The 25,250-nt window shown below is 35.6% G+C and carries 35 protein-coding genes and 2 pseudogenes; 25 read left to right on the top strand and 12 right to left on the bottom strand.

Annotated features, from left to right (window positions below; translation table 11 throughout):
- The first annotated feature begins 12 nt into the window (after positions 1-12).
- The gene (locus ORL93_RS08030; protein ID WP_242479883.1) at positions 13-483 is read left to right on the top strand and encodes a hypothetical protein; all 471 of its coding nucleotides are present in this window, start codon (positions 13-15) and stop codon (positions 481-483) included.
- 59 nt (positions 484-542) lie between these two features.
- Here ORL93_RS08030 and ORL93_RS08025 read toward each other — a convergent pair whose 3' ends face one another.
- The 3 genes from ORL93_RS08025 to ORL93_RS08015 all read right to left on the bottom strand — a co-directional run bounded on the left by ORL93_RS08025 (position 543) and on the right by ORL93_RS08015 (position 3,123).
- Positions 543-1,958, bottom strand: a complete 1,416-nt coding sequence (locus ORL93_RS08025) for an L-cystine transporter (RefSeq protein ID WP_309534137.1) — start codon at positions 1,956-1,958, stop codon at positions 543-545.
- An 87-nt stretch (positions 1,959-2,045) separates the two neighbouring features.
- Positions 2,046-2,288, bottom strand: coding sequence for a DUF2626 domain-containing protein (locus ORL93_RS08020; protein WP_006096019.1), 243 nt, complete (start codon positions 2,286-2,288; stop codon positions 2,046-2,048).
- A 139-nt stretch (positions 2,289-2,427) separates the two neighbouring features.
- Positions 2,428-3,123, bottom strand: coding sequence for a helix-turn-helix transcriptional regulator (locus ORL93_RS08015; RefSeq protein WP_003200412.1), 696 nt, complete (start codon positions 3,121-3,123; stop codon positions 2,428-2,430).
- 205 nt (positions 3,124-3,328) lie between these two features.
- On the opposite strand from ORL93_RS08015, the gene comGA reads away from it, so the two are divergent.
- The 9 genes and pseudogenes from comGA (at position 3,329) to ORL93_RS07970 (ending at position 8,161) form a co-directional block, all read left to right on the top strand.
- Entirely contained in the window at positions 3,329-4,372 is a 1,044-nt protein-coding gene (gene comGA / locus ORL93_RS08010; protein ID WP_097794411.1) for a competence type IV pilus ATPase ComGA, read from the top strand.
- Positions 4,359-5,399, top strand: a complete 1,041-nt coding sequence (gene comGB / locus ORL93_RS08005; RefSeq protein ID WP_026008570.1) for a competence type IV pilus assembly protein ComGB — start codon at positions 4,359-4,361, stop codon at positions 5,397-5,399. The genes comGA and comGB overlap by 14 nt, the downstream gene beginning before the upstream one ends.
- 12 nt (positions 5,400-5,411) lie before the next feature.
- Positions 5,412-5,714 carry a competence type IV pilus major pilin ComGC gene (comGC, locus tag ORL93_RS08000; RefSeq protein WP_003200417.1) on the top strand — a complete coding sequence of 101 codons (303 nt, stop codon included), beginning with the start codon at positions 5,412-5,414 and terminating at the stop codon, positions 5,712-5,714.
- A pseudogene (gene comGD / locus ORL93_RS07995) lies at positions 5,711-6,154 on the top strand (competence type IV pilus minor pilin ComGD); the annotation flags it as partial. The gene comGC and the pseudogene comGD, both read left to right, overlap by 4 nt.
- A complete protein-coding gene (comGE, locus tag ORL93_RS07990; protein WP_257130794.1) occupies positions 6,135-6,452 on the top strand; it encodes a competence type IV pilus minor pilin ComGE in 318 nt (105 codons plus the stop codon). The pseudogene comGD and the gene comGE, both read left to right, overlap by 20 nt.
- Positions 6,349-6,900 carry a competence type IV pilus minor pilin ComGF gene (gene comGF / locus ORL93_RS07985; RefSeq protein WP_097794409.1) on the top strand — a complete coding sequence of 184 codons (552 nt, stop codon included), beginning with the start codon at positions 6,349-6,351 and terminating at the stop codon, positions 6,898-6,900. Before comGE ends, comGF begins: the two co-directional genes overlap by 104 nt.
- A complete protein-coding gene (comGG, locus tag ORL93_RS07980) occupies positions 6,897-7,271 on the top strand; it encodes a competence type IV pilus minor pilin ComGG (protein WP_018765812.1) in 375 nt (124 codons plus the stop codon). The genes comGF and comGG overlap by 4 nt, the downstream gene beginning before the upstream one ends.
- Before the next feature lie 156 nt (positions 7,272-7,427).
- Positions 7,428-7,925: a shikimate kinase gene (locus tag ORL93_RS07975; protein WP_003200427.1), complete on the top strand. Its 498-nt coding sequence runs from the start codon at positions 7,428-7,430 to the stop codon at positions 7,923-7,925.
- Positions 7,926-7,960: 35 nt separating this feature from the next.
- Entirely contained in the window at positions 7,961-8,161 is a 201-nt protein-coding gene (locus tag ORL93_RS07970; protein ID WP_016116311.1) for a YqzE family protein, read from the top strand.
- A gap of 164 nt (positions 8,162-8,325) precedes the next feature.
- Here the strand turns inward: ORL93_RS07970 and ORL93_RS07965 are convergent, their stop codons facing one another.
- Positions 8,326-8,958, bottom strand: coding sequence for a VC0807 family protein (locus tag ORL93_RS07965; protein WP_003200259.1), 633 nt, complete (start codon positions 8,956-8,958; stop codon positions 8,326-8,328).
- Between the two features lie 197 nt (positions 8,959-9,155).
- Between ORL93_RS07965 and ORL93_RS07960 the strand changes: the two genes are divergently transcribed.
- The 4 genes from ORL93_RS07960 (at position 9,156) to ORL93_RS07945 (ending at position 10,891) form a co-directional block, all read left to right on the top strand.
- On the top strand, positions 9,156-9,698 hold the full coding sequence (locus tag ORL93_RS07960; protein ID WP_016116309.1) for a peroxiredoxin: 543 nt from the start codon (positions 9,156-9,158) through the stop codon (positions 9,696-9,698).
- Positions 9,699-9,726: 28 nt separating this feature from the next.
- Positions 9,727-10,179 (top strand): TlpA disulfide reductase family protein, encoded by a 453-nt coding sequence (locus ORL93_RS07955; RefSeq protein ID WP_003200263.1) that lies wholly within the window; start codon positions 9,727-9,729, stop codon positions 10,177-10,179.
- 245 nt (positions 10,180-10,424) lie between these two features.
- Positions 10,425-10,652, top strand: a complete 228-nt coding sequence (locus ORL93_RS07950; RefSeq protein ID WP_003200265.1) for a hypothetical protein — start codon at positions 10,425-10,427, stop codon at positions 10,650-10,652.
- 92 nt (positions 10,653-10,744) lie between these two features.
- A complete protein-coding gene (locus ORL93_RS07945; protein ID WP_016116306.1) occupies positions 10,745-10,891 on the top strand; it encodes a hypothetical protein in 147 nt (48 codons plus the stop codon).
- Positions 10,892-10,923: 32 nt separating this feature from the next.
- On the opposite strand, the gene ORL93_RS07940 is transcribed toward ORL93_RS07945, so the two are convergent.
- Both ORL93_RS07940 and ORL93_RS07935 read right to left on the bottom strand, forming a co-directional pair.
- Positions 10,924-11,718, bottom strand: a complete 795-nt coding sequence (locus ORL93_RS07940) for a YqhG family protein (protein ID WP_018780764.1) — start codon at positions 11,716-11,718, stop codon at positions 10,924-10,926.
- Positions 11,705-13,387, bottom strand: a complete 1,683-nt coding sequence (locus ORL93_RS07935) for a DEAD/DEAH box helicase (RefSeq protein ID WP_003200271.1) — start codon at positions 13,385-13,387, stop codon at positions 11,705-11,707. Before ORL93_RS07935 ends, ORL93_RS07940 begins: the two co-directional genes overlap by 14 nt.
- A 350-nt stretch (positions 13,388-13,737) precedes the next feature.
- Between ORL93_RS07935 and gcvT the strand changes: the two genes are divergently transcribed.
- From gcvT to ORL93_RS07890, 9 genes and pseudogenes are all read left to right on the top strand, one after another.
- Positions 13,738-14,838, top strand: a complete 1,101-nt coding sequence (gene gcvT, locus ORL93_RS07930; RefSeq protein ID WP_003200273.1) for a glycine cleavage system aminomethyltransferase GcvT — start codon at positions 13,738-13,740, stop codon at positions 14,836-14,838.
- 20 nt (positions 14,839-14,858) lie between these two features.
- Positions 14,859-16,202 (top strand): aminomethyl-transferring glycine dehydrogenase subunit 1, encoded by a 1,344-nt coding sequence (gene gcvPA, locus ORL93_RS07925; RefSeq protein ID WP_265958840.1) that lies wholly within the window; start codon positions 14,859-14,861, stop codon positions 16,200-16,202.
- Complete coding sequence (gcvPB, locus tag ORL93_RS07920) at positions 16,199-17,674, top strand: aminomethyl-transferring glycine dehydrogenase subunit 2 (RefSeq protein WP_097794408.1); 1,476 nt, start codon at positions 16,199-16,201, stop codon at positions 17,672-17,674. The genes gcvPA and gcvPB overlap by 4 nt, the downstream gene beginning before the upstream one ends.
- Before the next feature lie 266 nt (positions 17,675-17,940).
- Positions 17,941-18,165, top strand: coding sequence for a DUF3929 family protein (locus tag ORL93_RS07915; RefSeq protein WP_097794479.1), 225 nt, complete (start codon positions 17,941-17,943; stop codon positions 18,163-18,165).
- A 70-nt stretch (positions 18,166-18,235) separates the two neighbouring features.
- Positions 18,236-18,427 carry a hypothetical protein gene (locus ORL93_RS07910; protein ID WP_016116299.1) on the top strand — a complete coding sequence of 64 codons (192 nt, stop codon included), beginning with the start codon at positions 18,236-18,238 and terminating at the stop codon, positions 18,425-18,427.
- 87 nt (positions 18,428-18,514) lie between these two features.
- The gene (locus ORL93_RS07905; protein WP_097794407.1) at positions 18,515-18,889 is read left to right on the top strand and encodes a GntR family transcriptional regulator; all 375 of its coding nucleotides are present in this window, start codon (positions 18,515-18,517) and stop codon (positions 18,887-18,889) included.
- A gap of 5 nt (positions 18,890-18,894) precedes the next feature.
- Positions 18,895-19,478: pseudogene (locus ORL93_RS07900) on the top strand (ABC transporter ATP-binding protein); the annotation flags it as partial.
- Between the two features lie 4 nt (positions 19,479-19,482).
- On the top strand, positions 19,483-19,815 hold the full coding sequence (locus ORL93_RS07895; protein ID WP_255262366.1) for an ABC-2 transporter permease: 333 nt from the start codon (positions 19,483-19,485) through the stop codon (positions 19,813-19,815).
- Positions 19,816-20,079: 264 nt separating this feature from the next.
- Positions 20,080-20,289: a hypothetical protein gene (locus ORL93_RS07890; protein WP_098160346.1), complete on the top strand. Its 210-nt coding sequence runs from the start codon at positions 20,080-20,082 to the stop codon at positions 20,287-20,289.
- 15 nt (positions 20,290-20,304) lie between these two features.
- Here the strand turns inward: ORL93_RS07890 and ORL93_RS07885 are convergent, their stop codons facing one another.
- The 5 genes from ORL93_RS07885 to ORL93_RS07865 form a co-directional block, all read right to left on the bottom strand.
- Positions 20,305-20,562, bottom strand: coding sequence for a DUF3975 family protein (locus ORL93_RS07885; protein WP_097794405.1), 258 nt, complete (start codon positions 20,560-20,562; stop codon positions 20,305-20,307).
- Between the two features lie 15 nt (positions 20,563-20,577).
- Positions 20,578-20,892, bottom strand: coding sequence for a DMT family transporter (locus ORL93_RS07880; protein WP_003200292.1), 315 nt, complete (start codon positions 20,890-20,892; stop codon positions 20,578-20,580).
- Between the two features lies 1 nt (position 20,893).
- Positions 20,894-21,226 (bottom strand): DMT family transporter, encoded by a 333-nt coding sequence (locus tag ORL93_RS07875; RefSeq protein ID WP_003200294.1) that lies wholly within the window; start codon positions 21,224-21,226, stop codon positions 20,894-20,896.
- A gap of 70 nt (positions 21,227-21,296) precedes the next feature.
- On the bottom strand, positions 21,297-21,878 hold the full coding sequence (locus ORL93_RS07870) for a TetR/AcrR family transcriptional regulator (RefSeq protein WP_006095929.1): 582 nt from the start codon (positions 21,876-21,878) through the stop codon (positions 21,297-21,299).
- A 95-nt stretch (positions 21,879-21,973) separates the two neighbouring features.
- Positions 21,974-22,951: a LacI family DNA-binding transcriptional regulator gene (locus tag ORL93_RS07865; RefSeq protein WP_018780769.1), complete on the bottom strand. Its 978-nt coding sequence runs from the start codon at positions 22,949-22,951 to the stop codon at positions 21,974-21,976.
- Positions 22,952-23,281: 330 nt separating this feature from the next.
- On the opposite strand from ORL93_RS07865, the gene ORL93_RS07860 reads away from it, so the two are divergent.
- Entirely contained in the window at positions 23,282-23,827 is a 546-nt protein-coding gene (locus ORL93_RS07860) for a hypothetical protein (RefSeq protein WP_050774441.1), read from the top strand.
- A gap of 29 nt (positions 23,828-23,856) precedes the next feature.
- On the opposite strand, the gene ORL93_RS07855 is transcribed toward ORL93_RS07860, so the two are convergent.
- On the bottom strand, positions 23,857-24,240 hold the full coding sequence (locus ORL93_RS07855) for a rhodanese-like domain-containing protein (protein WP_003200301.1): 384 nt from the start codon (positions 24,238-24,240) through the stop codon (positions 23,857-23,859).
- A gap of 170 nt (positions 24,241-24,410) precedes the next feature.
- On the opposite strand from ORL93_RS07855, the gene ORL93_RS07850 reads away from it, so the two are divergent.
- Entirely contained in the window at positions 24,411-25,247 is an 837-nt protein-coding gene (locus ORL93_RS07850) for a lipoate--protein ligase family protein (protein ID WP_003200303.1), read from the top strand.
- The last annotated feature ends 3 nt before the right edge of the window (positions 25,248-25,250 follow it).

Here is a 25,250-nt window from a genome sequence, read left to right as displayed (position 1 = left end):
GGGGTGAGTGAAATGAGAAAAAATATGTGCTTGTTTATGATAATTCTAGTGTTTTTGAGTTTAATTGGATGTTCCAATATTACAAGTTCTTCAAAAACTTCTTCATCAACTGAACAAAAAGAGGAAAAAGAAACATCAATAGTATTTGAGAAAAAACAAATAAAAGAAATGAATTTAGTGAGGATAGATCAGGATAATATTTCTAAAGCAGGAACGGATAATGAAGATCTAGTAAATCAAATTGTTACAGCAATCAAAGCTGGTACATCTAAAAAAATATCTTTAGATAAAAAAGCAAGGGATGCTGTACATGCTAATATGGAAGTTATTTTTAAGGATGATTCTAAGGAAAGTTTGTTAGTCTGGGTAGATGATAAAAATAACATTATAATCGCAAAAGATGTAGATAAAGGTTCTGTTCAAGGAATTCAAATAAATGGGGATGTTCCTAAAATAGTATTAAATTTTTTAAAACAGGTATAAGGAATAAAAAAAGGAATGCTATATCAATTAGCATTCCTTTTTATGAAAGTTTCTCTTTCTTATGAAGCAACTTCTTCGCTTTTCACATCATCTTGATTATACGTATCGTGATCTAATTCACCAAGCCATTTGCTAGAAATAAGACCTGCTGTCATTGATCCGCTTACGTTAAGAGCTGTACGACCCATATCGATTAATGGCTCAACAGAGATAAGAAGAGCAACAATCCCGATTGGTAAGTTCATTGTTGAAAGTACGATTAATGCTGCGAATGTTGCTCCGCCGCCTACACCAGCAACACCGAATGAGCTAATAGCGACAACTGCGATTAAAGTTAAAATAAATTGTGGTTGTAATGGATCAATTCCTACAGTTGGAGCGACCATCATCGCCAGCATAGCTGGATAAATACCTGCGCAACCATTTTGCCCGATAGATACCCCGAAGGAAGCAGCAAAGTTTGCAATTCCTTCTGAAACACCAAGTTTTTCTTTTTGTGCTTCAATATTTAGTGGCATTGTACCTGCACTAGAACGAGAAGTGAAGGCGAATGTTAATACTGGGAATACCTTTTTCAAATATTGAATTGGATTTAAACCAGAAAGAGCAATTAATAATAAGTGAATAACAAACATAACGATAAGTGCTACGTAAGATGCTAAAACAAAGTTACCGAGTTTTAAAATGGCACTTACATCACTACCAGCGACTGTTTTTGTCATAAGAGCTAATACGCCATATGGAGTAAGGCGTAAAATTAATGTTACCATACGCATTACAATTGCATAGACAGCATCAAGCATTTTCTTAAATAACTCTGCTTGTTCTGGATATTTTCTTTTCACACCGATAAAGGCGATTCCAATGAACGCTGCAAAGATTACAACAGAAATTGTCGAAGTTGGACGTGCACCAGTTAAATCAAGAAATGGATTTGTAGGTAATAACTCCAATAATTTTTGTGGAATTGGTGTTTGTTCAATTGAACTGAATTTTTCTTCCACTAATTTTAAGCGAGCCGTTTCTGCATCACCTTGTTGTAAGCCAGTTGCTTGAACGTCAAACCCTGCGCTTGCTGCGATACCAACAGCTGCAGCGATTCCAGTTGTAAGAATTAAAATTCCAATAATAAGTCCGCTAATTTTACCAAGGTTACTTGTTAACTTTAATTTTGTAAATGCCAAGATAATAGAAACTAGAATAAGTGGCATAACGATCATTTGTAGTAATTTCACATACCCACTACCAATTAAGCTAAACCAGTTATTCGAATCCACGATAATTTTAGAAGTAGGTTCATAGATAAATTGTAAGATAAGGCCAAATACAATTCCGACCCCTAAAGCAGTAAATACGCGTTTATTAAATGATACATGCTTGCGCTGCATATAATACAATATGCCAACTAATACGAGCATGACCGCTATGTTAATACCGACTAGCAGTGTATTCATGATAATTCCCCCTAATTCCAATCTGTTATATAGAATATATTTCAATAAAACCTATAAGTCAACTAGGTAATTAGAGAAAATAAAAAAAGATGGCAATTTGCCATCTTTTTAATGCCCAGCGCCAGGGACAAGTAGAAATGTTGTATAGTATGTAAACCCAATGAAGAAAACAGTTAAATATGCCCCGAATACGTATATATACATACGCTCTGTTAATTTTAAATAGCTTAAAAGTACGAAGAATCCTGTTTGTCCTAAAAATAATAGTGCAGTTGCGTGCATATCCCCTAAGTAAAACATAACCGAGAAAATTCCAGTCCAAAAGCCGAGAACGCGAAACATGCGCTCCATGCAATCTCCCTCCTTTTCTAAAAAAGTAAACCTCTCTTCATTATAGTTTATTTTTCTTACTATTGTAAATATTTGCGAAAAAAGAAAAGAAGCCAAATCAAATTGACTTCTTTTTGACACAATTTCATATAAAAACAAGTTATAGCTGAACTTTGTAGTTACAAGATTTACATCCGTCTAATAAATTATCATGTCGTGTTAATTCCATGCCCGGAAATAGGATTTCAAAAATTCCCTTCATCATATCGCTATGCATATGGCAAACTTCTTCAGGATGATGGACAGCAACTTCTTTGAATGGGCAATTGTACACGTCATAGAAAATTTGTGTACCATCTGTGCTTAATTCAAATGAAGGGGATAGGCCAGCAGTTGATAATGCTTCTTTTGCAATTTGAACTTTGTGTTCTAATGTTAATGAATCTTCATTAATGTTTAAATGCTGCATATGTTGTTCCATTAATTCTTTACCAAATTGTTTGCCTGTTTCATATAGTGCTTTTTCACCGGCTGCACCGAGGCTAAGCAATGAATTAAAAGCGATTTTTGCTAATAATTGATAATCGCGAAATGGGAATTGTAGCTGAATTAAGTCTTCAGACAATACATATAATCTGCTTGGTCTGCCGCCTTTTCCCGTTTTCTTTGTTTCAGATCGCAACATATTGACATCTTCTAATTTTGATAAATGTAGACGTGCTACGTTTGGATGGATATTAAATTCATCTGCGATTTCTTGTACAGTTACGTAACTATGTTTTTGAGAAATATATTTATAAATATAATAACGAGTTGGATCAGATAGTACACCTGTAATTTTTAAAGCTTGTTCCATGAGGATCTCCACCTTTATCACTTTATCCAAGATAATAACATTATAATACAGATAAAGTTGCTTATAGGTAATTTTAGTCAATAATTCAGAAATTGTTCATAATTTCACAAACGTATTTTCCTTCTTTTCTCTGTTGAAAATACGAAAGTCGCTATTTTTCTTTTATATTTCCGCATGATATATACATAGTGAGGAGGAGATCATTATGAATGGTGTTGAACATTTTGCCAATACAATTATGAAGGAAGCATGTGCATTACAGGCATCCGATTTACATATCGTGCCGCGACAAGCAGATGCAGTCATACAATTGCGCATTGGAAAAGATTTAGTAACGAAGCATTGTATTGGAAAGGAATTTGGAGAAAGACTTGTTTCGCATTTTAAATTTTTAGCATCTATGGATATAGGGGAGAGACGTAAGCCACAAAATGGATCATTGTATTTACAAATTGAGGGGCAAGAAGTGCACGTGCGTCTTTCTACACTACCAACTGTGTATTTAGAAAGCCTCGTCATTCGTTTACACTTGCAAGCGTCGGTTCAACCACTTTCCCATCTCTCTTTATTTCCAAGCTCGGCAAAAACACTTCTCTCGTTTGTACATCATTCTCATGGATTACTCGTGTTTACTGGGCCGACAGGATCTGGGAAAACAACGACAATGTATGCTTTGTTAGAGGTAGCCAAAAAGGGACAAACACGTCGTATTGTTACACTTGAGGATCCGATCGAAAAGAGAAAGGATGGCTTGTTACAAATTCAGATTAATGAAAAAGCAGGTATCACGTATACAACTGGTTTAAAAGCGATTTTGCGCCATGATCCTGATATTATTTTAGTTGGTGAAATTCGTGATGAAGAAACAGCAAAAGTAGCTGTGCGTGCGAGTTTAACAGGCCATTTAGTAATGACAACACTGCATACAAACGATGCAAAAGGAGCTGTGTTACGTTTGATGGACTATGGGATTACGCGGCAAGAAATTGAGCAATCATTGCTTGCTGTGGCAGCACAGCGTCTTGTTGAATTGAAGTGTCCATTTTGCAAAGGGAAATGTTCGCCGTTATGTAAAGCAATAAGGCAAGTGCGGCAAGCAAGCGTTTATGAGTTGTTATATGGCCATGAATTGAAAAAAGCTATTCGTGAAGCGAATGGAGAGCGTGTAACCTATCATTATGAAACGTTGCAATCATGTATAAGAAAAGGATATGCCTTAGGCTTTTTAGAAGAGGATGTTTATGTTTGAACGAAAAGGGTGGCGATTACATGAGCAAGTCTTGTTATTAAGAAGACTTGGGGAATTGTTAGAAAAGGGCTATTCACTTTTACAAGCATTGGAGTTTCTGCAGTTTCAGTTATCTTCTCAAAAACAAATTCAATTGCAACATATTGCAGAAGAATTAAAAAATGGTCGAAGCATTCATGATGCTTTTCACCAACTTATGTTTCATCCAGACATATTAAGTTATTTATTCTATGCACAGCGGCATGGGGATATTTCTTTTGCGTTGCAACAAGGAAGTGTATTGCTGCATAGAAAAGATAAACATCAAAAAGATATGATGAAAGTGCTTCGTTACCCGATATTTTTATCTTTTTTTCTATTAGGGATACTTGCTGTATTCAATTTCGTTTTGCTTCCACAATTTGAAACATTATATAGTTCCTTGCGAGCTTCTTCTGTTTCATTTACCGATCATATTATGCTCCTTATTCGAATGCTTCCGTACATGATTGGAGGATTTTTTCTCTGCCTCGTTTTAGGAACATGTATATATGTATTTTATATACAAAAACTTCCCCCAGTTCAAAGAATGAATATTATGATTCGTATTCCTCTTATAAAAACATTTCTTATTTTAACAAATTCTCATTATTTCTCTGTTCAATTAAGCGGCTTATTACAAGGAGGACTATCGGTACTAGAGGCCTTAACGTTAATGGTTGAACAAAAACATCACCCGTTTTTTCAATGTGAAGCCACTCGAATTGAAGAATTATTAATCGCAGGAGAACAGTTGGATTCTATTATTATGAAGAGCGGTTATTACGAGAGGGAACTGTCTTACGTGATTGCGCATGGACAAGCAAACGGAAACTTAGCGACAGAATTAGGAGACTATAGCGAATTAACGATTGAAAAAATGGAAGGAAAGATTCAACGTATTTTAGTCATTATTCAACCACTTTTGTTTACATGTATTGGCATAATTGTTGTTCTTATGTATTTAGCGATGATTATGCCGATGTTTCAAATGATGAATTCTATTTAGGAGGTAGTTTAAATGAAAAATGAAAAAGGATTTACTCTTTTAGAAATGTTATTAGTGATGGTCGTTATTTCGGTATTACTTTTATTAATTATTCCAAATGTAATTAAACAGCGCTCTTCCGTACAAGGGAAAGGTTGCGATGCATACGTGAAGTCTGTCGAAGCGCAAGTGCAAGCTTATCAATTAGAAAAGAATAAGATACCAACAGTAGATGAATTAGTGAAAGAAAAGTATATTACTTCTACAACGTGTCCAAAAGGGGAACCGATTAGTATTTCAAGTGAGGACGGCACAGTATCTGTTGGTAAATCGTGAAACAAAAAGGATTTACATTTTTAGAGATGCTTCTTGTCTTATTCATCATTTCTATATTAAGTGTCGTCACTTACTTTAATGTTGCTCCGTTATATGAAAAGCAAAAGGTAGAGCAGTTTTTGAAGCGATTTTCACAAGATATTTTGTATATGCAGCAGTTAGCTATAAACCGCCGGAATCTTCATATGCTGCGATGGAGTCCTGAGAAACATATGTACAGTATTTGGGAATCTGGGGATGAGCGTTCCCTTTTTATCCGGGAATATGAACGAGATATAAAAATTGATTTGAATACTTTTCCAAATCCAATGATCTATAATGCAAATGGAAATATAAACAAAGCTGGTACAATTCTACTTTCTTATCGCTCACGCACCTATGAAATTGTATTTCAACTTGGGAGAGGAAGATTTACGTATCGTGAAGTGTCAAAAAGGGTCGGTTATGCTGGAAATGCTTGTATCGTTAAGTTTATTAATGATGGCTGTGTCGCTATTACTTCCGCAAACACTCCTCATCATGCAAGAAAGAAAAAATATTCAATTTCGGTATAAAGCACATTCATTGTTGAAGAGGGAAGCAGCACTATATATGTATCAAAATCAGCTAAAGCAGCAAAAAGAGGAGGAGATAGATGGCGTTGTGTACTGGATACATTGGCGGGAAGAAGAAGTTTGTACAATTTGGAAAGATACCAAACAAAGAAGGATGGAACAATGTCGTCATGTCAAAAAGTAAAGAGGTAGAAGCAGGATTTACGTTATTAGAAATGATGTTATGTTTATTGTTTTTATCTATTTTCTTTCTTCTTGTGCCGCGCCTCCATAGTTTATTTATGGAGAAACCATATTCAAAGCAAATAAACAGTTGGGAATGGAATGTGTTCCTGGAACAAGTACAATTAGAGTTTCGAGAGAGTAAAAGCGGGAAAGGTGTCGAGTTAGAGAATAAAGAAGCTCTAATACTTTTTCAAATGAGTAACGGTACGAATGTAACATATGAAATGTTAGGAAATAATATCGTGAGAAAAGTAAATACGTTAGGAATGGAAATTCTATTACAAAAGGTAAATTCGGTTTCTTATGACTTAACACCTTATATGTTAATTATACATGTGCAAGATATAAGCGGTAAAATGTATCACGGTGTAGCAACGCGCTACACACCCATTGAGTTGAAGACATGAGAAAACAAGATGGTTTTGCGATGCCGGGAACGTTAATTCTTCTCTTCTTACTATTTTCATTCTTTATATATGAAATAAATATGTTGAAATCTGATCAAAGATTTTATAAGGAGGCGCAGCAAAAATTTTTGTTAGAAGAGATTGCTGATCAAGCAGTCTCCTCTATAAAGGATGATTTGCAGGAAAAAGAACAAAATGCTGTATTTTCTTTTCGATACGAAAATGGTGAAGCGAGCGGGAATTATGTATTTGAAAATGAAATTATATTTGTCGCATTGCAGTGTATGACGAAACAAAATCGCTCTTATAAAGTGAACTTTCAGTACGATAAAATAAATAAAAGAGTTATGAATTGGGTGGAAGAGAGATGAGGAAGAAGTTACATGACCATTACGTTTTGTTCTTGATAACAAATTAAGGACAAAACGTTTTTTATTAATTTGTGCAAGTAGTATATAAAATAAACCACGTTAGCTTATCTTTCGTTATAATACAAATAATTAAACAGACAGAAAAGAGGTAACAAAATGAAATCCATTTACATAACAGGCTTTATGGGAGCCGGAAAAACAACAATTGGGAGGATGCTAAGTGAGCAACTCCATATTCCAGTTGTAGATACAGATCAAAAAATTGAAGAGAAGCAAAGGAAGGAAATTCGTGATATTTTTGCAGAAGAAGGGGAAAATGCATTTCGTCAATATGAAAGTGAAATGCTGCGTTCGTTATTAACGAGTAATGTAATTATTACAACGGGTGGTGGCATCGTGGAACGCGCAGAGAATCGTCAGTGGATGAAAGAGAATGGAACCGTCGTGTATTTATATTGTGATCCATATGTTATTGCAGAGCGCCTTCGTGAAGATACGACACGTCCATTATTTCAAAAAGAAAATATTGAGGCGTTTGTGGAGAAGTTTGAGAACCGCCGGGCATATTATGAAGAAGCGGATATATATATTGATACGACAAATAAAAGTGTGGAAGAGATTATGGGGGAGCTACTGCGTAAGATTAATGCGTAAAAAAGTGGACATACTAATCAAGTAGAGGTGATGATATGTCTACTAATGATTATGTGCGTTTTATGACGCAACAATTTGTATCGTATATGGATGCTCCAAAAGAGGATCGAAAGCAAAAGAAAGAGCAGCGCCGTGCTGAAAAAGCGCCGTTTTTAAATAGATGGTTCGGTATGATGCCGCTTAGCGCTGCTTTGTTTTATCAAAACGTTAAGAAGAAACGAAAAAAATCAAGTTAATAAAAATTGGAATGATTTACCGCTAGTAATGATGCTGGGCGGTATAGTACAATTTTTGCGATGAGTGTATACTTGTCATCGATTCGACAGATAAACCTATAAAAATCCCCCTGTACATATATTGTACAGGGGGATTTTTATTATTTCTTATGATAGTTTTTAACTTATTGTGTAGATTCTTTCTGTTCAGTTACTGAGTGTATTTTATTATTAACCCATACAAATCCTATCCCAATACATATGGAAATTCCCCAGCCAACAGCGGTCATGATTGCTCTCATTTCACCATATCCTTCTACACCAAAAACAGAAATGAAATAGATTTTTAAAAAGCTTTTTAAAATGAATTGGAGACCAAAAAATAGTGTTAAATATTGCAAGGCTGGATATATGCGTTTGTCACGGTAAAGAGTGCGGCTCTTATCTCGGTCATGTCCTTGCAAGGCTGCGATATCAGCTGCGAAATATAACATGAGTGGTTTTTTAATAAAGATTGTACAGATGACAATGCATCCGAGTACGATATGATAATATGCGTCATTCCATAGCATTCTCTCAGCAGAACCAGATAGTAAGTCTACTGTCGTGTTAGCAATAAGGGTAATAAGAATAAAGAACCCTGTAACGTTGAACTGCTTTTCTTTCTTAAAGCAGTACAGTGTATAAAGAATTCCCGGTACTGAGGAAATAAGCATTGCATAATAAGGATCAATATGCGTTTTTGCAAATTTCCAAATGAGAAAAGGGAAGACGAGATAAAATACAATATCGAATATAGCTTTCTTATTTTGATTCATTTTGTGCCTCCTTAGTTATAGATATATTTTACAATACAATTTCTGAATATTGTACAAGATTAATTGATAATTGTAATCAAATTAAAATTATTTTAATTTAGTGTTGACTTTAATTTGATAACTTGTATATAATACAAATTGTAATCATTACAAATTAGAAATTAATCTCAATTAGCTTCAGGAGGATGAATATAGATATGACAAAACGTTTAGTAGGGAAACAAGCACCACGTTTCGAAATGAGTGCAGTAATGCCAAATAAAGAATTTAAAAATGTTAGTTTAGAAGAAAACATGAAAAATGATAAATGGACAGTATTATATTTCTATCCAATGGACTTCACCTTCGTTTGTCCAACAGAAATCATTGCACTATCTGATCGCTACGATGAGTTCGAAGATTTAGATGCGGAAGTAATCGGTGTTTCTACAGATACAGTACACACACATTTAGCATGGATTAACACAGATCGTACAAAGAATGGTTTAGGCGACTTACGTTACCCATTAGCAGCTGATACAAACCATGTTGTATCAAGCGAATACGGCGTGTTATTAGAAGATGAAGGAATCGCACTACGTGGATTATTCATCATTAGTCCAGAAGGCGAATTAATGTACCAAGTTGTACACCATAACAATATTGGACGTGAAGTAGACGAAGTATTACGTGTATTACAAGCATTGCAAACAGGCGGCCTTTGCCCAGCAAATTGGAAACCAGGACAAGAAACTCTATAATTTATAAGTCGTAGGAGGAATAGATAGAATGAAATTACGTGAACAAATGCCATCATTAGAAGGTGCAACAGAAATTTTAAACGACGCAGTAACGCGTGAAGATTTAATTGGAGATAAGCCAACATTAATTCACTTTTGGTCTGTAAGCTGTTACTTATGTAAAGAAGCAATGCCAGAAGTAAATGAATTACGTGATGAGTATGATGATCGCTTAAACGTTGTAGCAGTTCATATGCCTCGCTCAGAAGAAGATTTAGACTTAGCAGTAATTGAAAAAATGGCAGAAAGCCACGATATCATTCAACCAATTTTAGTTGATAGTAAACATGCGATCACAGATGCATTTGAAAATAAATATGTTCCTGCTTACTACGTATTTGATAAAGAAGGAAAACTTCGTCATTTCCAAGCAGGCGGCAGCGGTATGCCAATGCTTCGCAAACGTCTTGAGCGTGTACTAAACGAAGCAAACGAAGCGTAAGTTATAGTTTAGTAGAAATAAAAAAGATTGCCCCTAGCGTGGTAATCTTTTTTATTATATAATAATTAAAACGCTTTCATTTTTTAAAAATTTGTTCACAAAATTGACGAAAAAATACATTATTCCTATCGTCATGTTGTTTTATAATGAAACTAATCATCTATACATGCATACAATATTGTGAAATAAATAACATAAATAATCTATATAAATGTAAACGTTATCAAAAAAGAGAGGTGGAGACAATGAGTAAATTTTTCTTTAATCATAATCCAGCAACATTAGAGGACGGAAGGCTTGTAGAATATGCTGAAATTATTTATGGAGCAGGTGGCCGTTCTGTATTAGAAAATTTAATGGTGAAAGCATCTATCAGGTTGCGTGATCGTTATCCACATAAATCTGACGAACAGATCTCTCATCTCGTAAATCAAGGCTTACACGATATGTTTCAGAAATATGTGAAGGAATAAGAGGAGCGAAAAGCTTCTCTTATTTTAATGAATAAGGAATGCTTCTATAGCTGAAAATAAGGAGGAATTTAAAAGGGCAAGGAGTGAAAAAGATGAGTAATGGTGTAGGGCGTTCGAAGAAAAATCTTCCAACAGATGCAAACCATGTGAGTGCAAAAGATAGAGAATATCAAAAGCGAATGACAGAAAAGAAGCAACAAGAACATAACGATGGTCGAAAGTATAATGGAAAAATATAAGAAAAGCTCCTTCTCATATGAAGGGGCTTTTCTTATGAAAAAAAATGGTTAGCGGTTACATAAAAGAGCCCACCATTTATAATTTGCATTGTAATACGCGGTTCATATTGCTCTTGTAATGCTTGTTTTTCTATGTCGTAGCTTTCGGGAAGTTCCTCGCTTTCTTCGTAAAATCGATTTAGAAGCGCTAAATCATGATTCCAGCGTACACGTGCTTCTTCAGCCCATGTATGATCATCTGCTGCAATGAGATTTTTTAATGCATCTTCTATCCGCTGTAATCCACTTTGCGGCTTAATAATGGGAGTAAGTGTAAAACTGAAATCTGGTATTTTTGGCGTGAGCCGAATTTTCGCTAGTGTTTCATGAAAACTTGTAATCATTGTTCCAGAAATAAGATGAATCCCGATGGAATGAAGCATATCTTTCTTTCGATCACATTGATAACATACTTTTACATTGACGCCAAGCCATGGATGAAGTGGTATATGAGTTGTACCACTTGAATTTACTTCTTCGAATAAACGTATGTAGGATCCCAGTTCTTTTGTTGTTTGGAAGATTTGATGCAGACGAGGAGAGCCATAGTGAATAAGCTCACCTTCTTCTTCATCATTCTCTGGATCCGTAATGAGAGTAAGTTGCATCGGATTTGGGATGCCACCCGTTTTCTCAAGGTAGTGCCAATAAAAAGGGCGATTCATCAATAGTTTATCCATTTCAATTGTTAATTGTACATCTAGTAGATGCGGGGAACGCCCCAAAATTTCACAGTCATTTGCTTGGAAAAAATTCCATAAGTAATTATGAATTTCATGTTGCTGCATAGCCTTGCACCTCAGCTTCGTTTCTCTTCGCAAAGTCGATGATAGATGTTAAATTTTCCATCTTAATTCGAATCTCTCCTTCGCTCTTTGATCCTGCGAAAATCTCTTGAATATGTGCATCGATATTTTTCATATTAATTCTTGTTAAAATCTCATCAAGTTCACCGATGACTCGCTCAAATAAATTGATTTTTTCATATAGAAGTTTCAAAATATGTTCTTCAACTGTATGTTTCGTTGCTAAGTTATAAATATGAACATCATTTTTTTGGCCAAGCCTATGGATACGTCCAATTCGCTGTTCAAGCCGCATTGGATTCCATGGTAAATCATAGTTAATCATATGGCTACAAAATTGTAAGTTAATCCCTTCACCGCCAGCTTCGGTTGCAATTAACACTTGCGCATGATTTTGGAAGAGCTCTTTCATCCAATCTTTTTTCCCTCGTTTAAACCCACCACGAAAAGGGACTGATGAAATACCGTGCTGTTTTAAAAACCATTGTAAATACATTTGCGTGGCTCTATATTCTGTAAAAATGACGACTTTATCATCAATTTCTTTTATAAGCTCCAGTGCTTGGTTTGCTTTTGTATTAAAAGGAATATGATTGATTTTATCCATTAAAACATCGATATATGGGTCTGGTATATAATTCTCATTTTCTTTTTGTCTTTTTTCTACATGCTTTTTGAGTGAATAATAAACTGCTTCACGGCTGCTACATACTTCTCGTTTCAAAGTTAATGATGAAAAGGCAGAGGTAAAAGCGTCTTGTCCTTTCCAATTTTCAATCGCATTGTATAGAGCCTGCTCTTCCTCATTAAAATCAACAAATATTGTCCGAACGTGCCTTTTCGGCCATTCGATACCTGTACCATTTCGCCGATTTCTTACCATCACTTTATTAATGAGTGCTTTTAAATCTTCATCTGACTCTGCTGAGCGATTTTTCGATGCATAATATTCTTCGAAGTTAGACTGATTGCCTAAATGTCCTGGTTTTAATAAGGAAACGAGATTAAAGATTTCATCAATTTTGTTTTGGACAGGTGTTGCAGTTAGTAATAAACAAAACTTCTTTTTAAGACGTTGTGCAAATTCATAGTTTTTTGTTTTATTATTTTTAAGTTTGTGTGCCTCATCAATAATGATGAGATCGTATTCCAAGTTTAAAACGATGTCACGATGCGGTGAACGCTTCGCTGTATCAATGGATGAAACGATAACGTCAGCTTGTTCCCACGAATAGCTTTTTCTCTGGGCAACAGCAGGAATAAAAAACTTTGTGTTCAGTTCATATGCCCACTGTGAAACGAGGGAGGCTGGAACGAGTATAAGTACTTTTTTTACAAGACCGCGCACCATGTACTCTTTTAAAATAAGACCTGCTTCAATGGTTTTTCCAAGTCCAACTTCATCTGCCAGTATCGCTTTTCCATTCATTTGTTCAATAACAGTTTGTGCTACTTCTAATTGATGAGGAAGCGGTGTGAAATGGGATAAATGTTTAGGAGCTTGCAAACCATCAAATGTAGGGACAAGCAATGATTCTTCTGTTTTATAGGCTAAATCATATAGTTCCCAATTTGTCCAAGGGCCATCTTCATCAATTCGTTTTAAGAAATTATTTTGCCATGTCCGATCTACGGAAATATCGACATTCATTGAAACTCTCCCACCTTCTGTAAACTAAAACGCTTATTGTTACATCCCTCACCAAAAATCCTAATTTCTAACATTTTAAGGTGAAGTTGTTTTTGTAAGTATAAGAATAAAAAATTCTAAATTATTTTTTATGCTAGAATATTGATGAAATAGATCGAAAAATGTTAGGATAATGGTGTGAAATGTGTGGAATCTTTCGTATTTTATCCAAGAAAGTACTTTTTTATTTACGCTTTCATAAAAAAATACATTGAGATTCCGTATATCCCATCTTTTCTGAATGAAAAATGTTTAGATACGGGAAGCCAACTTTTATTGATTTGTCATAGACAGCATAAGGGGGAAAGAACATGATTACATTACAACGTACACCGCTATTTGATGTATACGCGAAGTATGGTGGAAAAACAATCGACTTTGGTGGTTGGGAATTACCAGTTCAATTTTCAAGCATTAAAGAAGAACATGAAGCTGTTCGTACAGCTGCAGGCCTGTTTGATGTGTCTCACATGGGGGAAGTAGAAGTAACAGGTACAGATAGTTTGGCATTTTTACAACGTGTTGTTACAAATGACGTTTCTACCTTAAAGGTAGGAGGCGCACAATATACAGCAATGTGTTACGAAAATGGTGGTACAGTAGATGATTTATTAATCTACAAACGTGGTGAAGAAGACTACTTATTAGTAATCAACGCATCGAATATCGAAAAAGATTACGAGTGGTTAGCAAGTCATGTCATTGGCAATACGAAAGTAGTCAATGTTTCTAGTGAAATTGCACAACTTGCAATTCAAGGTCCAAAAGCAGAAGGCATTTTACAAAAAGTTGTGTCAGAAGATTTAAAAGAAATTAAGTTCTTTAAATTTAAAAATGATGTTCTTGTAGATGGAACTCCTGCACTTGTATCTCGTACAGGTTACACAGGTGAAGACGGATTTGAAATTTACTGCAAGAGTGAAGATGCTCCAAAACTTTGGGAGAAACTTCTTGAAGCTGGAGCAGAAGACGGCTTAAAACCATGTGGTTTGGGAGCACGTGACACACTTCGTTTTGAAGCGACACTTCCACTTTATGGTCAAGAACTATCAAAAGATATTACACCAATTGAAGCTGGAATTGGTTTTGCAGTAAAAACAAATAAAGAGGCAGATTTCTTTGGAAAAGAAACATTAAAAGAATACAAAGAAAACGGTGCACCTCGTAAATTAGTCGGCATCGAAGTAATTGAACGCGGTATTCCTCGTACGCATTATCCTGTATATGTAGGCGAAGAAAAAATCGGGGAAGTTACAAGTGGTACACAATCTCCAACGTTAAAGAAAAGCATTGGTTTAGCATTAGTTGATGTAAAATACGCAGCAGTTGATACAGAAGTAGAAATTGAGATTCGTAATAAACGCGTTAAAGCAGTAGTTGTTCCAACACCATTTTACAAACGTTCAAAGTAACGGGGAGAGGGGTAGATTTCATGTTGCATCGTTATCTTCCAATGACAGAAGAAGACAAAAAAGAAATGTTACAAACGATCGGCGTTCAAACGATCGATGAATTATTTTCTGATATTCCAGAAAGTGTTCGTTTCAAAGGGGATTTAAAGATTAAACAAGCAAAGTCAGAACCAGAGCTTTTAAAAGAACTGTCTGATATGGCTTGTAAAAATGCTAACTTAAAAGAATACGCTTCTTTCTTAGGAGCAGGTGTATACGATCATCACGCTCCAGTAATTGTTGATCATGTTATTTCTCGTTCAGAATTTTATACAGCTTATACGCCATACCAACCAGAAATTTCACAAGGGGAATTACAAGCGATTTTTGAATTCCAAACAATGATTTGTGAATTAACTGGAATGGATGTAGCAAACTCCTCTATGTATGACGGAGGTACAGCGTTAGCAGAAGCGGCAATGTTAGCAGCTGGTCATACGCGCAAAAAGAAAATTCTTGTTTCTAAAGCAGTTCATCCAGAATCAAGAGCAGTACTTGAAACATATGCAAAAGGTCAACATCTTGAAGTTGTTGAAATTGATCATAAAGATGGTGTAACAGATTTAGATGTATTACAAAGTGAAGTAGATGATACAGTCGCTTGCGTAATCGTTCAATATCCAAACTTCTTTGGACAGGTGGAAAGATTAGCTGATATTGAGAAAATTGTTCATCAGCAAAAGTCATTATTTATCGTTTCTTCAAACCCATTATCATTAGGCGCTTTAACACCACCAGGTAAATTTGGTGCTGATATTGTAATTGGTGATGCACAACCATTTGGTATCCCAACACAGTTTGGTGGACCACACTGCGGTTATTTTGCAACAACGAAAGCATTTATGCGTAAAATCCCAGGACGTCTTGTCGGACAAACTGTGGATTCAGACGGCAAACGTGGCTTCGTATTAACATTGCAAGCTCGTGAACAACATATTCGTCGTGACAAAGCGACATCTAACATTTGTTCAAACCAAGCGTTAAATGCATTAGCAGCGTCTGTTGCAATGACAGCACTTGGAAGACAAGGTGTGAAAGAAATGGCACGTCAAAATATTTCTAAAGCGCAATATGCAAAACGCCAATTTGAGGAAAAAGGATTTACAGTAACATTTGCTGGACCATTCTTCAATGAATTTGTTGTAGATTGCAAACGTCCAGTACAAGAAGTAAATGATGCATTAGTACAAAAGAATATTATCGGTGGTTACGACTTAGGCCGTGATTATAAAGAATTAACAAATCATATGCTTCTAGCGGTAACAGAACTTCGTACAAAAGAAGAAATTGACACACTTGTAAACGAAATGGGGGCTATCCAATGAAGAACCAAGATCAAGCACTTATTTTTGAAATGAGTAGAGAAGGACGCGTAGGATATAGCTTACCCCAATTAGATGTAGAAGAAGTGAAATTAGAAGATGTGTTTGAGAGTGATTATATCCGTACTGAAGATGCAGAGCTTCCAGAAGTATCTGAGCTTGATATTATGCGCCATTACACAGCACTTTCAAACCGTAACCACGGCGTTGATTCTGGATTTTATCCATTAGGATCTTGTACGATGAAGTACAATCCAAAAATCAACGAAAACGTGGCTCGTTTCCCAGGCTTTGCACACATTCATCCGCTTCAAGATGAAAAAACAGTGCAAGGTGCAATGGAATTAATGTACGACTTACAAGAACATTTAATCGAAATTACAGGTATGGATACTGTAACACTTCAACCAGCAGCTGGTGCACATGGGGAATGGACAGGATTAATGTTAATCCGTGCATATCATGAAGCAAACGGTGATTATAACCGTACAAAAGTTATCGTTCCTGACTCTGCGCACGGAACAAACCCAGCATCTGCAACAGTAGCAGGTTTTGAAACAATTACAGTAAAATCAAATGAATACGGTCTTGTTGACTTAGAAGATTTAAAACGTGTTGTGAACGAAGAAACAGCAGCACTTATGCTAACAAATCCAAATACACTTGGTTTATTTGAAGAGAATATTTTAGAGATGGCAGAAATCGTTCATAATGCAGGCGGTAAATTGTATTATGATGGTGCAAACTTAAATGCGGTATTAAGTCAAGCACGTCCTGGAGATATGGGATTTGACGTTGTGCATTTAAATCTTCATAAAACATTTACAGGTCCGCATGGCGGCGGTGGCCCAGGTTCTGGTCCAGTAGGTGTAAAAGCTGATTTAATTCCATTTTTACCAAAACCAATTTTAGAGAAAACAGAAAATGGTTATCACTTTAACTACGATCGTCCACAAGCAATTGGACGCGTGAAACCATTCTATGGAAACTTTGGTATCAATGTTCGTGCTTATACGTATATTCGTTCTATGGGGCCAGATGGACTACGTGCAGTAACAGAATATGCTGTATTAAATGCAAACTATATGATGAGAAGATTAGCGCCGTTCTATGATCTTCCATTTGATAGACATTGTAAGCATGAATTTGTATTATCAGGTCGCCGTCAAAAGAAACTTGGTGTACGTACACTAGACATCGCAAAACGTCTGCTTGATTTTGGTTACCATCCACCAACAATTTACTTCCCATTAAATGTGGAAGAATGTATTATGATTGAACCAACAGAAACAGAGTCAAAAGAAACATTAGACGGTTTCATCGATAAGATGATTCAAATCGCAAAAGAAGCAGAAGAAAATCCAGAAGTTGTACAAGAAGCACCACATACGACAGTAATTAAACGTCTAGACGAAACAATGGCTGCACGTAAACCGATTTTACGTTATCAAAAGCCAGCTCCTGTACAAGTTTGAGTAAATGTGAAATGAAAAGAACTCGCTATATGCGAGTTCTTTTTTTGTGGAGAAATTGTGCAGAAATTATGAAAATAATGTAAAGAATTTTTGTATTTTATGTAACAGTGTGGAAGAAAGTTGTTTTTTAAGCTTTTTTGTTGAAAAAGTCGGTTTGATAAAATTGTGTATTTTTGTTAGAATTTTATTGAAATTAAGAAGGTGTAATGAGGAGAATAACTCATTTTTACGTATATGTGAAAAAACGAACAATTTGGGGTGAAGGAATGGGCTATAAGTGTTATAGGATGGTGTATCATTTAGAAAACGGTAAAAAAATTAAAGATATAAAGGAATTTTGTTATCGAGATTATGGAAAAATGTTAGAGCGTGTAGCACATCGTGTAATGGATAACGCAGAAGTGACAGCGATTGATAAACAAGGAACAATTATTTCAATAGCTTGTGATGACATTATAAAGGTAGAACTTGATTACATAAAAGAAAGTTAGCCTTGAGTCATATCGAATTATTCGATAAAATATACTGTTGAATGGTGAAGTGAGAAGAGAGGAGTTTATCATGGGTAGTACAAGACACTTTTATATGTTTATTTTGGCATTTGTACTTGTTGTAGCATTAACGGTATATTTAATTGTTGATAGCAGCTGGTACAACGCAGTGCATCCAGCATTTCTTATTTTTATGTATGTAGGAATTGCGGTTGTTAGTTTTGGGATGAGAGATGAAATGTTAGATCGCTTTGAGAAGTGATACATATATGGGAGACCAACAGGAAAATGTTGGTCTTTTTTTCTTGCTAAAAATAGGGAACTGTGTATATACACAGTGGAGGAAAACATGAATATTATTATTTCAAATTCTTCCCCAGACCCTATTTATGAGCAGATTAGTAAGCAATTGAGGCAGCTTATTTTAAATGGAGGTCTTAAGGGGGGAGATCAATTGCCGTCTATCCGCAGTTTAGCAAAAGAACTGCAGATTAGTGTGATTACGACGAAACGTGCGTACGAGGAGCTTGAAAAGGAAAGGTACATTGAAACGGTTGCAGGGAAAGGAACATATGTCTCCGTACAAAATAATGAGCTTATAAAGGAACAACGATTGCGTTTACTAGAAAGTAAAGCAGAAGAGATTGTCCAGGAAAGTAAATTTTTGCAGCTTTCACTGGAAGAGTTGCAACAGATGATTACGTTTCTATATAAGGGGGAATAAGTGACATGTTAGAGTTAAAAAACGTTTGTAAAACTTATATTTTTCAGTGAAAAATATAAGTTTTACATTGCCGCGTGGATATATTATGGGATTTGTTGGGCCAAATGGTGCAGGAAAAAGTACGACCATTAAAATGATTATGAATTTAGTAAAGAAAAATAGTGGGGATATTACGATCTTCGGTAAGGATAATGCAAAAGGAGAAAAAGACATTAAACAATATATTGGATTTGTGTATGATGAAAATCATTACTACGAAGAGTTAACATGTGAACAAATGAAGAAGATTATTGCACCTTTATATAAAAACTGGGATGAAGCGCAATATCAATCGTATATGGAGAGATTACAAGTTCCGAAAAACAAAAAGATTAAGCGGTTATCAAAAGGGATGAAAATGAAATTTGCGATTGCGATGGCGTTATCGCATCATGCAGAACGCATCATTATGGATGAACCAACATCAGGTTTAGATCCGGTTGTCCGTAGTGAACTACTTGATATATTGCAAGAAATTGTGATGGAAGAAGAAGTATCGGTATTATTCTCGACACATATTACAACAGACTTAGAGCGCATTGCTGATTATTTTAATGACCAGTGTTATCATTGCTTACTTTACAGTAGGTATTCAGTTAAGAAATGAGACAGTGGATTTTGTAGAAACAACGGTTGTAACTAGTATGAGCCTCGGTTTTATTGTTTTTAGTTTAATTTTACCAATTTACTTTCTGCTAGGTTATCAGAAAACGTTTATGATAGCTTGTTTTCTATTAATCGCACCTATATTTATTTTAGAAGTTTTCTTTAAAGTAAATATAGAGCAATTGAATTTACATAGTGGGTTCTTATGCATGGGGGCAACTTGCATATTGGTCTTCTCAATGTTGGCTTGTGTGAAATTATATGAGCGAATGGACATATAGCAGGGAAAAAGGTGCCTCATCACAAGACACCTTTTTCAATAGGGAAAATAACAAAGGAGTAACTTATAAACAGAAACGGTGCTCGGCATCTCTTTTGGTGCATGTAATATAAGGCTGAAACATATAACAAAGAAAAGAAATAAGAAAAATAACAATAGGATATGTTTATGTATGGAATTTTGCATATAATCAGCTCCTTGTTAATATTATGTCCGGTTGGATTGGAAATATTATTAGATTTTAAAGAAATTAGGGGGAGATGTAATGATGAGAAAACGGACGTCAATAGGAAGAATATTAATTGGAATTGGATTGATTTTGTTCTCTTTAGGTCTTATGATGCTTAATTTTTACTCGGATATTAACTTATTTAAAAACTCGAATAAGGGTATTGGGACTGGCGTTTTTATTCTTGGAATACTATGTCTTATTGCATCCAATTTCTTTAGGTTGCCAAGCAACGCGAATCATTAAGTATAAAAAAGACAGTTACTTCTTTTCAGAAGAACTGTCTTTTTTGGTTATTTTATTCCAAAGTTTAGCGATACTCCAAATGATAATAATCATGATGGAGGCGATAATTGACCAAACAATGGATACAACTTCAAGTGCCATGTTGGGAAGGAATGTAAGAATAGAAATTCCTTTATGGAATAACCATTCGATAAAATGAAAGCTCATTTGTAGTAGGAGCACAATTCCAATTATAATTCCAGTTACAATTTGTTTCCCTTCTTCTTTCCACATGACATTCACCTCATGTTAACTCATTAATTTTAAGCCAACTGCACCGCATAAAATGCAGCTTAAAAAGGCAAGGCGACGCCAATCAGCTGATTCACGGAAGATAAGAATACCTAGAAGCGCACTTCCAGCAGTTCCAATTCCAGTCCAAATTGCATAAGCTGTTCCCATTGGTAATGAGTTCATTGCAAGTGATAAGAAGAAGAAGCTTACGGCAAAGTTAGCGATTAAAATAAGCTTAGGTGCCCAGCCTTTCTTTTCAGTGGCTACTTTCATAAACAGTACACCAACAATTTCACAAATACCAGCAATAATTAAAAATACCCATGCCATTTTATGCAGCCTCCTTCTCTTCTTGTTTACCCGTTACTCGTTTTAATCCAATAACGCCAAAGAAGATTAAACCAATAAATAAGATTTTTACAATTGAAAATGGTTCTCCGAAAATAAAGATTTCTGTAAGAACGATTCCACCGGCTCCGATTCCTGTAAAGACTGCATATACAGTTCCAACAGGTAGATCCTTATAAGCTTTAAATAATAGGACGAAACTAATTGCGATTATAAGAGCAACACCAACCCATTCAAGTGGAGTAGTTGCGTGCTTTAGTCCAATCACCCAAAAAATTTCAATGATGCCAGCTAAAATAACATAAATCCATGCCATATATTATTTCTCCTTCCTACCAGTCGTTAGGTGGAGGGCTGAAAAACGACGCATTGCTATTTGCAATCCGTCATTGTGAAAGCCCTCGCCAAAACACTTTCCAAGAAGCACTTAAACGGGTCTCAAAGCGATTTAAGCCTGCGTACAATAGTTCAACCATTAGACCGTCAAGTAAGCATAAGTAAGCCTCTAAAGCGTCTTGTATTTCAAGGTTATGCAGTTCACCTTGTTCATTTGCTCGTTTGAATACAGGAAATAAAAGTTCTCTGATGTTTTCAATGTGAGCATTTGATTTTTCAATAATTTGTTCGCGAAATGCATCAGGCGGAAAATAGGAAGTGCGTAACCAAAACATCGATTCTTCACTTTCACCAAATCGCTTTGCGTAACCTTTTAACAAGTTTACAAGTAATGCTTCAGTAGATGACTTTGAAAATTTTTTTATATCGTCTGTAAAGCATTGTAAATCTTTTTGAAGTGCAGCTTCTAAGCAGATGAAGTATAATTCTTCTTTTCCCTTAAAGTGTGCGTAAATCGATGGTTTTTTAATCCCGACTTCCTGTGCAATATTTGCTAACGAAGTCCCTTCGTAGCCATAGCGTGCGAAATGAGAAAGTGCTACAGCTTTAATGCGGTTTGCTGTCATTTTCATCCCCTACCTACCGTTCGTTAGTTTTATTATAAAAGAGAATAAACATAAAGTCAATGAGTCAAATGATTTAAAAAGAGTACCTGAATTGGCACTCTTTACACAGTTTTTCGTTCAATCAAATGGAAAGGGAGTTCCTCTGAGCTACCTATAATTTGTTCGGCCTGTATTTGCTTATGAAATAAAGAAAAGGCTCGAGTACCCATTGTTAAACCAGGATGTTCAATTGTTGTAATCTCTAATGCTTTTGAAATTTCATGGTTATCAAAGCCAAGAATGGCGAGATCTTCTGGTACACGTAGGCCGTGTTTTCTTGCTTCAGTTGTTAAACCAGCGGCCACTTGATCATTAGCAGCAAAAATAGCAGTTGGACGCTCTTTCATGTTTAAAATACTGTGCAGAACTTTTGCACCATCTTGCATATTGTAACATTGGTAAAACATCCAATCTGGTTGTACTCTTTTTTGGGCAGTATGAAGAGCATCGGAAAAGGCTTTTTCACGCTGCTTTGTATTTATGCTATTTTGCCTTGCTAAACAAAAACCAATCTTCTCATGACCTTTACGCAATAAATATTCTGTACCAATGCGAAACCCTTCATAATGATTAACATAAACAGATGAAACGAGGGGATGCTCCATCTTTTCACATGAGATGATAGGAGCGAATTTTGCAAATGGTTCAATTTGTTCCCACGAGCTTGCACGTGAGCAAATAATCATGCCATCAAATTGTTTCATTTTCATCATCTCTAGAACACGAATTTCTTCTTTACTATCATAGTTCGTTTGGCATAGATTAATCTGATAGCCAGCAGCTAATGCTTCATTTCCAATCCCTTCAATAATTGTACTAAAGTAGGGTAAATTAATAAAAGGAAGCATAACACCGACCGTCAATGTTTTTCCTGTTATTAAATGAATTGCATTTATATTTTTTGCATAATTTAGTTCTTCAACCGCATCTAAAACGCGTTTTCGTTTTTCATCGCTGACGTAGGGATGGTCATTTAGCACGCGTGAAACCGTCGTTATAGATACCCCAGCGGTTTTCGCAATTTGTTTTATATTCGCCATATGTATCACCTCTTCGTTCATTATATAGGCAAATAGATAAGAATGGAAAAAATACTGAAAAATGCTTGACCTGAAAAGCTTTTCACAATCTATGTTATAAAAGGACCTTCTGTTATTCGCGTAACCTTTTTATTTTGGGCGTAAGAGTAGCAGAAAGTCTTTTTTTGTCTAAATAGAAATGCTGTGTCAAAATGTGTGAGATAAACGAGGAAAGTTTCTAAAGGGAGAATGAACAAGCGAAGCGAATATGAACAACATACTAACGCTTTGTTCGTAAAGGGAGCGGTATGAAAGGGCGGAAACAAATTGAAAAAAGGGCTCATTTGTTTCGTGTTTTCTAGTGTGTTACTTAGCTCATGTTCGTTTCAACAAACGATAAATGAAGAGAAAAATTTTGTGGAAAGCACAGGAGGGGCTACAGATCGCGTATCTGGTCCTATCTTATTAAAAGATGTTTCTAATTATTTTCCAAAATCAGTTAAAGTTCCAACGTTTTTACCGTATGACATTACGAATGATATAAAAGGGGAAGTAAGAGCAATTGGGAAGAAGAACGCTGTCTTAACGATTAAATATAAGCAAAAGGAAACAGAAAAAAAAGATTATGTAGAATTAACAGTTGCTAATTTTTCTTACAGTTTTCCTTATATTGTAGAACAAAATCGATTTCATGAAAAAATGAGATTGGATAATGGTTCAGCTGCCTATTTTAAAAATAGGGATGAGGGCGAGCATGGGGAAGAATTTGCAACGCTTATATGGAAAGAGAAAGGGCTGGAATATCAGTTGTTGTATCGAAATACAGAAGTACAAGATGGAGAAGTAGTAAAAAAGAACTTACTATATATTGCGAACAACATGGAAGAAAAGAACTAGCGGATGAATCATGCTAGTTCTTTAAAATATTATTTCTTTTTAATTTTGCCTGTCCAAGATTTAAATCCACCTTGTAGTTGGTAGAAATCTTTGTAACCTTGTTTTTTTAGATATTGAGCTGCACGTCCTGTACGGAATCCGCTTTGGCAGTATAAATAGACAGGTTGGTCTTTACGTAGCTCTTTGTAACGCATACGGATTTGTGATAATGGAATGTTACGAGCACCTAAAATATGCCCCGCGTTAAATTCATCTGCTTCACGAATATCGATAAGCTGTGCCTTACGGTAGCCAGCGCGAAATTCTTCTTCTGAAAGTGTTTTAATTAATTTTTTCTGATAGAAAAACATCCATACAGAGTAGCCGATGATTCCTACGATTACGGCTAGTATAATAATCAAGTTTGTTGACACGATTCTATCGCTCCCTTTTTTCTTATCCTACTTTCAATATTATAATGCCCATATGTATTTATGCAACAGGTTCGTTCGGTGAGGAGGAGAAATTTCGTATTCTTTCACAAATTTTGTCGAATTTGTTAGACTAGAGATTGTGAAAAATAATTGGTTATATGAGGTGCAGGATGGGAAAAGAAAAATGGTGTTATATTAACTCTGGTCAATGTTCACCAGCATTTAATATGGCGTTAGATGAATGTTTATTAAATTGGCAAAGTGAAAAGAAAATGCCGCCGACGATTCGTTTTTATGAATGGGAAGTGCCAACATTAACAGTAGGGTATTTTCAACGTGTAGAAAAAGATATCAATATGGATGTAGTAAATGAAAAGAAATATGGTTTTGTTCGCCGTCAAACAGGTGGTAGGGGTGTATTGCATGATAAGGAATTAACGTACAGTGTTATCGTTTCTGAGGATCATCCGAATATGCCGAAAACAGTTACGGAAGCATACCGAGTAATTTCGCAAGGGTTATTAGACGGGTTTAAGGCGTTAGGATTAGAAGCTTACTATGCGGTTCCAAAAACGGAAGCAGACCGTGAGAATTTAAAAAATCCACGCTCAGGCGTATGTTTCGATGCTCCATCTTGGTATGAAATTGTTGTAGAAGGCCGAAAGATTGCTGGAAGTGCACAGACGCGACAAAAAGGTGTTATCCTGCAGCATGGATCTATTCCGCTAGAAATCGATTTAGATGAGCTGTATGATTTATTCTTATTCCCAAATGAGCGAGTAAAAGAGCGTATGAAGAGCATGTTTTCTTCTAAGGCCGTTGCAATCAATGAATTAACAGATCGAACGTTTACAATCGAACAGTTGATTGAAGCCTTCCAAGTTGGATTTGAAAAAGGCTTAGATGTGGAGCTAGTTCCGTATGAACTAACGGAAGAACAGCTTAAGGAAGTGCAAACATTGGCAAAAGAAAAGTACGAAAGTGATGAGTGGAATTATAAAAAATAAGGA

This window comes from Bacillus sp. DHT2, from assembly GCF_026241455.1.
GTDB lineage: Bacteria > Bacillota > Bacilli > Bacillales > Bacillaceae_G > Bacillus_A > Bacillus_A pseudomycoides.
Note: the sequence above shows the minus strand (reverse complement) of the source record. Positions and strands in the feature narration are given on the sequence as shown.

Bases quoted from the DNA above. Each gene is read 5' to 3' on its own strand.
- ORL93_RS08030 (WP_242479883.1), top strand. From the start codon at position 13: ATGAGAAAAAATATGTGCTTGTTTATGATAATTCTAGTGTTTTTGAGT.
- ORL93_RS08020 (WP_006096019.1), bottom strand. From the start codon at position 2,288: ATGGAGCGCATGTTTCGCGTTCTCGGCTTTTGGACTGGAATTTTCTCG.
- ORL93_RS08015 (WP_003200412.1), bottom strand. From the start codon at position 3,123: ATGGAACAAGCTTTAAAAATTACAGGTGTACTATCTGATCCAACTCGT.
- comGA (WP_097794411.1), top strand. From the start codon at position 3,329: ATGAATGGTGTTGAACATTTTGCCAATACAATTATGAAGGAAGCATGT.
- comGB (WP_026008570.1), top strand. From the start codon at position 4,359: ATGTTTATGTTTGAACGAAAAGGGTGGCGATTACATGAGCAAGTCTTG.
- comGC (WP_003200417.1), top strand. From the start codon at position 5,412: ATGAAAAATGAAAAAGGATTTACTCTTTTAGAAATGTTATTAGTGATG.
- comGF (WP_097794409.1), top strand. From the start codon at position 6,349: ATGGCGTTGTGTACTGGATACATTGGCGGGAAGAAGAAGTTTGTACAA.
- comGG (WP_018765812.1), top strand. From the start codon at position 6,897: ATGAGAAAACAAGATGGTTTTGCGATGCCGGGAACGTTAATTCTTCTC.
- ORL93_RS07975 (WP_003200427.1), top strand. From the start codon at position 7,428: ATGAAATCCATTTACATAACAGGCTTTATGGGAGCCGGAAAAACAACA.
- ORL93_RS07970 (WP_016116311.1), top strand. From the start codon at position 7,961: ATGTCTACTAATGATTATGTGCGTTTTATGACGCAACAATTTGTATCG.
- ORL93_RS07965 (WP_003200259.1), bottom strand. From the start codon at position 8,958: ATGAATCAAAATAAGAAAGCTATATTCGATATTGTATTTTATCTCGTC.
- ORL93_RS07960 (WP_016116309.1), top strand. From the start codon at position 9,156: ATGACAAAACGTTTAGTAGGGAAACAAGCACCACGTTTCGAAATGAGT.
- ORL93_RS07955 (WP_003200263.1), top strand. From the start codon at position 9,727: ATGAAATTACGTGAACAAATGCCATCATTAGAAGGTGCAACAGAAATT.
- ORL93_RS07950 (WP_003200265.1), top strand. From the start codon at position 10,425: ATGAGTAAATTTTTCTTTAATCATAATCCAGCAACATTAGAGGACGGA.
- ORL93_RS07945 (WP_016116306.1), top strand. From the start codon at position 10,745: ATGAGTAATGGTGTAGGGCGTTCGAAGAAAAATCTTCCAACAGATGCA.
- ORL93_RS07940 (WP_018780764.1), bottom strand. From the start codon at position 11,718: ATGCAGCAACATGAAATTCATAATTACTTATGGAATTTTTTCCAAGCA.
- ORL93_RS07935 (WP_003200271.1), bottom strand. From the start codon at position 13,387: ATGAATGTCGATATTTCCGTAGATCGGACATGGCAAAATAATTTCTTA.
- gcvT (WP_003200273.1), top strand. From the start codon at position 13,738: ATGATTACATTACAACGTACACCGCTATTTGATGTATACGCGAAGTAT.
- gcvPA (WP_265958840.1), top strand. From the start codon at position 14,859: ATGTTGCATCGTTATCTTCCAATGACAGAAGAAGACAAAAAAGAAATG.
- gcvPB (WP_097794408.1), top strand. From the start codon at position 16,199: ATGAAGAACCAAGATCAAGCACTTATTTTTGAAATGAGTAGAGAAGGA.
- ORL93_RS07915 (WP_097794479.1), top strand. From the start codon at position 17,941: ATGGGCTATAAGTGTTATAGGATGGTGTATCATTTAGAAAACGGTAAA.
- ORL93_RS07910 (WP_016116299.1), top strand. From the start codon at position 18,236: ATGGGTAGTACAAGACACTTTTATATGTTTATTTTGGCATTTGTACTT.
- ORL93_RS07905 (WP_097794407.1), top strand. From the start codon at position 18,515: ATGAATATTATTATTTCAAATTCTTCCCCAGACCCTATTTATGAGCAG.
- ORL93_RS07895 (WP_255262366.1), top strand. From the start codon at position 19,483: ATGACCAGTGTTATCATTGCTTACTTTACAGTAGGTATTCAGTTAAGA.
- ORL93_RS07890 (WP_098160346.1), top strand. From the start codon at position 20,080: ATGATGAGAAAACGGACGTCAATAGGAAGAATATTAATTGGAATTGGA.
- ORL93_RS07885 (WP_097794405.1), bottom strand. From the start codon at position 20,562: ATGTGGAAAGAAGAAGGGAAACAAATTGTAACTGGAATTATAATTGGA.
- ORL93_RS07880 (WP_003200292.1), bottom strand. From the start codon at position 20,892: ATGGCATGGGTATTTTTAATTATTGCTGGTATTTGTGAAATTGTTGGT.
- ORL93_RS07875 (WP_003200294.1), bottom strand. From the start codon at position 21,226: ATGGCATGGATTTATGTTATTTTAGCTGGCATCATTGAAATTTTTTGG.
- ORL93_RS07870 (WP_006095929.1), bottom strand. From the start codon at position 21,878: ATGAAAATGACAGCAAACCGCATTAAAGCTGTAGCACTTTCTCATTTC.
- ORL93_RS07865 (WP_018780769.1), bottom strand. From the start codon at position 22,951: ATGGCGAATATAAAACAAATTGCGAAAACCGCTGGGGTATCTATAACG.
- ORL93_RS07850 (WP_003200303.1), top strand. From the start codon at position 24,411: ATGGGAAAAGAAAAATGGTGTTATATTAACTCTGGTCAATGTTCACCA.